At 68.1% G+C, this 3,684-nt stretch carries 3 protein-coding genes; 2 read left to right on the top strand and 1 reads right to left on the bottom strand.

Translation table 11 applies throughout. The annotated features are described in order from the left end of the window. The coding region (locus ACFU99_RS37110; RefSeq protein ID WP_384401108.1) for a DUF6271 family protein at window positions 1–1,098 on the top strand (1,098 nt) is incomplete at its 5' end. A gap of 68 nt (window positions 1,099–1,166) precedes the next feature. Continuing rightward, entirely contained in the window at window positions 1,167–2,900 is a 1,734-nt protein-coding gene (locus ACFU99_RS37105; RefSeq protein ID WP_384401105.1) for an asparagine synthetase B family protein, read from the top strand. A 51-nt stretch (window positions 2,901–2,951) separates the two neighbouring features. Here the strand turns inward: ACFU99_RS37105 and ACFU99_RS37100 are convergent, their stop codons facing one another. Beyond that, entirely contained in the window at window positions 2,952–3,491 is a 540-nt protein-coding gene (locus tag ACFU99_RS37100) for a GNAT family N-acetyltransferase (protein WP_384401102.1), read from the bottom strand. Between the last annotated feature and the right edge of the window lie 193 nt (window positions 3,492–3,684).

The raw sequence follows: 3,684 nt of genomic DNA, 5'->3' as shown, positions 1-3,684 counted from the left end.
GCCCTGGTCAAGCCGAGCGGTTCGTACGGAGCCGGGCCCAACAAGGCGGCCCTGATCGCGGCATTCACCGGCGCCGTCTCCCTGCACCGCCGCGACAGCGACCAGATCACGGGCGTGGACCCGCGAACGGGCTGGTCTCCCCTGCATGTAGAGAGCCGGCTGCTTTCCCCCGGTGCGGCGGCGCGGCCGGAAACAGAACCGTACTGCGTCGGTTCGTCGCTGACGGGGGAGCCGACTCGCGACCGGCGCGACCTCCTGTATCACTCGCCGGATTTCGTGCGCCGGATCGACGACCTCAGCAAGCTGCCGCCTGGAACGTCACGACTGGATTCGGTACCGGCGCCGGTGCCCGCGCGGACTGTGGTCGGCGACGGCGTACAGGTTGACCGCGACGACACGGGCACCGTGGAAATGGGCATCGCCGCCCTGCGCCGCGTGTACGAATGGATTCCCGAAATGCCGGCTGTCGGCGTTCTGGGCAGCGACTACTTCCAGAAGGGGCTGCTCTATCAGCTCGCTCTGCCCGTGCTCCACCATGAGTTGCGGGCACAGCACGTGTACGAGCAGTGGCGCGCCGAACAGCGTGACGCGCGGCACCTGGGCTGGTACGCGCTGGCCGAGCTGCGCTATTCGATCCTCCGTTTCCACTGGAACGCGTTCAATGAAACGCTGAAAGTCAACCGCGAGCGATTGCTGCGCGCGGACGGCGGTTTCGACTCGCCCGCGTACGGCGAGTTGTTCCTTGATGCCGCGCGGCGCGGCACAGACCGGGCCGCGCTCCTTTCGCACGAATACATCGCCATCTACAAGGAAGCGGCTGCCACGGCCATCGGTGATGTACGGGGCCGGTTGGACATCCGCGTAGCGGCACTGGAAACGGCGCTGGACTCGGCTCCGCTCGAAGTCGCGGCGGCAATTGAGGAGTTCGCCGGACTCGTACGGCTGTGGCCCACGCTCGTATCCGCTGCCGCCCGCACCGGGCAGCGATACGGAAGACGGCTGAGCCAGGCGGATCAGGCGCATCAGGCGGATCAGGCGCATTGGAGGGATCAGGTGGATCAGGTGGATCAGGTGGATCAGGGGAACCGGAAGGGATAACACCTGTGTGTGGCATCGGCGGAATCCTGCTGAAGAGGCCCGGGGCAGCCGTACACGACGAAGCCGTGGTGCAGCGACTGGCAGCCTCGCTGACCCATCGCGGCAGATCGGGGGAGGGCGCGTACGCCGACGAACTGGTATCGCTGCACTCCGCCCGGCACGCGGTCATCGCCATCAAGGAGGCGCGTCAGCCCCTCCGCGACCGCGGCGACGCCTACACCATGGTGGGCAACGGCGAAGTGCTCAACTACCGGGAGTTGGCGGCGCGATTGTCGGCGGACCGGAGCCGGCGCCTGCCGCCGGGCGACCTCCAGGTGGCGCTGGAGCTGTTCGCCGCGCGCGGCGCCGACGGCTTCGAGCCGCTGCGGGGCCCGTTCGCCCTGGCCGTATGGGACGGCGACGAACTGACGCTCGTACGCGACCGCCTGGGTGAACGGCCGCTGTACTACTACGAGACGCCCGACCTGTTCATGTTCGCCTCCGAGGTCAGATGCCTGGAGAGCGCGCTCCGAGGCCGCCTCACCCTGGACGGGGCGAGCGTCCTGTCGTTCGTCGGACTGGGCCGCATGACCGGTGACCGGACTCTTTACCAGGAGATCAAGTCCGTCGCTCCCGGGGAGATCTTGCAGATCAAGGGCGACCGCGTGATGCGGCGCCGACTGGCGCCCGTATCAGACCTGTACGACCCGTCCCGCGGCCCCGGCGGCGAGGCCGGGATCCAGCACCTCATCGACCAGGCGAACCACCGCATGCTCGTGGCGGACTGCCCGGTGGCCGTCGGGTTCTCCGGCGGCGTCGATTCGACCGTGGTCCTGAAGGCGGCGCTGGAGGGCACGGACGTCGCGGCGGCCATCACCCTCTTCTCCGAACGCGGCCCCGGCATCGACGAGAACCTGCGCCGCGCCCGCGCCGTCGCCAAGGTCATGGGCGTCGAACTGGTCGAAGTGCCCTTCACCATCCCGTCCCTGGGCGACACCGTGTCACTCCTCGACGAAACCCTCGACATGCCCGCCGCCGAACCCCTCGTCCTGCACAACAACGCCCTGCACACCGTCGCCCGCGACTACGCCCGCGTCCTGCTCGGCGGCCACGGCGCGGACGAGGTCTTCGGCGGCTACGACCGCTACACCGCCCTCAAGAATGACGCGAGCCATGGCGCCACCTTGGAATGGATGAGCGCCTCACTGTGGGAGAGATGGCGCCGCACGGCAGACTGGAAAAACTTTGTCGCGCAGTGGTCCCAGGCACCCTCCGAGCAATGCGCGCCCACGCCGTCGGATTTCCCGCATACCGACGCAAGGCCCACGGACGCTCTGGACCGCCCGTTCCCGTACGAATTCGCCGAGAACAGCGACCCGGTGCTCTTCGGCCAGGCACTGGACCTCTTCCGCCTGATGACCTACGACAACTTCCGCGCCACGGACGAGAACGGCATCGCCCGCGGAGTCGAAGTACGCTCCCCCTTCTTCGACCTCGACCTGATCGCCGGCGTCTACGCCCTGCCCGTACACCGCCGCATCGTCCCGCACACCAAGAAACACCTGCTGCACCGCACACTGCACGGAACCCCCATGCAGGACATGTTCGCCGCCCGCAAAATCGGCTTCGACGACGCGTTCTCCTACTCGGACTGGATGTCCGAGAACTGGCCCGAATTCTCCACCACCATCACCACAGGCCCGCTGGCCGAACTGGGCGTGGTACGCGGCACGCTGCTGCAACGCCTCTCCGAACTGGACTGGCGCCTGCTGTGGCGACTGTTCTCCCTGACGACTTGGCTGAAGCGCCGGGAACGCTTCTGAACGGAGGTCACCGTTGCCGTTGCGGACAGGTGGACAGCGGCGAGATCGGGCTCAGGCGGGTGGCGTGACCGGAGGCCGTAGGCCGAGCCATTGCTCGGCGTCCCAAGCCTGGAACCGCTCCACCTCGGTGAACCCCAGCTTCGCCGCGAGGCGCATCGAGCCGATGTTGGCGCTCTGGGTGGTGAGCACTACCGGTTCGCCGGGCAGGATGCCGTCGAACCAGTCGAGTACCGCCGCGCACGCCTCGGCGGCGTACCCGAATCCCCAAGCTCGCGGCAGGAACAGGTAGCCGAGATCGGCCTTCCCCGCGGCGGCTGGGCGACGGTGCTCCGTCGCCCTCCTGAGCAGGATCTGGCCGATCATCGCCCCATCGAGCTCGACGACGAAGCTCCCGGGCCACCGCTCGGGCACCGCGGGTATCTCGCGTTCAAGCTCGTCATACGGGCGCGGACCACCGAGGTAGGCGTGCACCTCCGGCGACGCGAGCAACTCGATGAACGCCGCACGGTCTTGGGCCTCGGACTCGCGGAGCACGAGCCTCTCGGTCTTGATCGGCTCCGGCGGCCAGGTGATCGGTCCTAGGTCTGACATGCGCGCAGGCTAACAGCAGGTCTTCCGGTAGGGCGTTGCGGAGCGTCATGGGGTGGCGCATGGCAGTGGCCGCGGGCAATGCGGTCCGCCGCGAGGTCAGCTCCGCTCCGCCGCCGATGGCATCTGGCGTGCAGCGTTCCTGACGCCCCTGTCCATACGCTGCCATCCGCTTTCGGCTCGCAAGGCCCTGTGC

It is taken from the genome of Streptomyces sp. NPDC057654, from assembly GCF_042800135.1.
Classification (GTDB): Bacteria; Actinomycetota; Actinomycetes; order Streptomycetales; family Streptomycetaceae; genus Streptomyces.
The sequence above is the reverse complement of the archived record's forward strand: the minus strand, read 5'-3'. Positions and strand labels throughout refer to the sequence as shown.

What these genes read in the sequence shown, in the direction of transcription:
- ACFU99_RS37100 (WP_384401102.1), bottom strand. Translation starts at nt 3,491, where the DNA reads ATGTCAGACCTAGGACCGATCACCTGGCCGCCGGAGCCGATCAAGACC.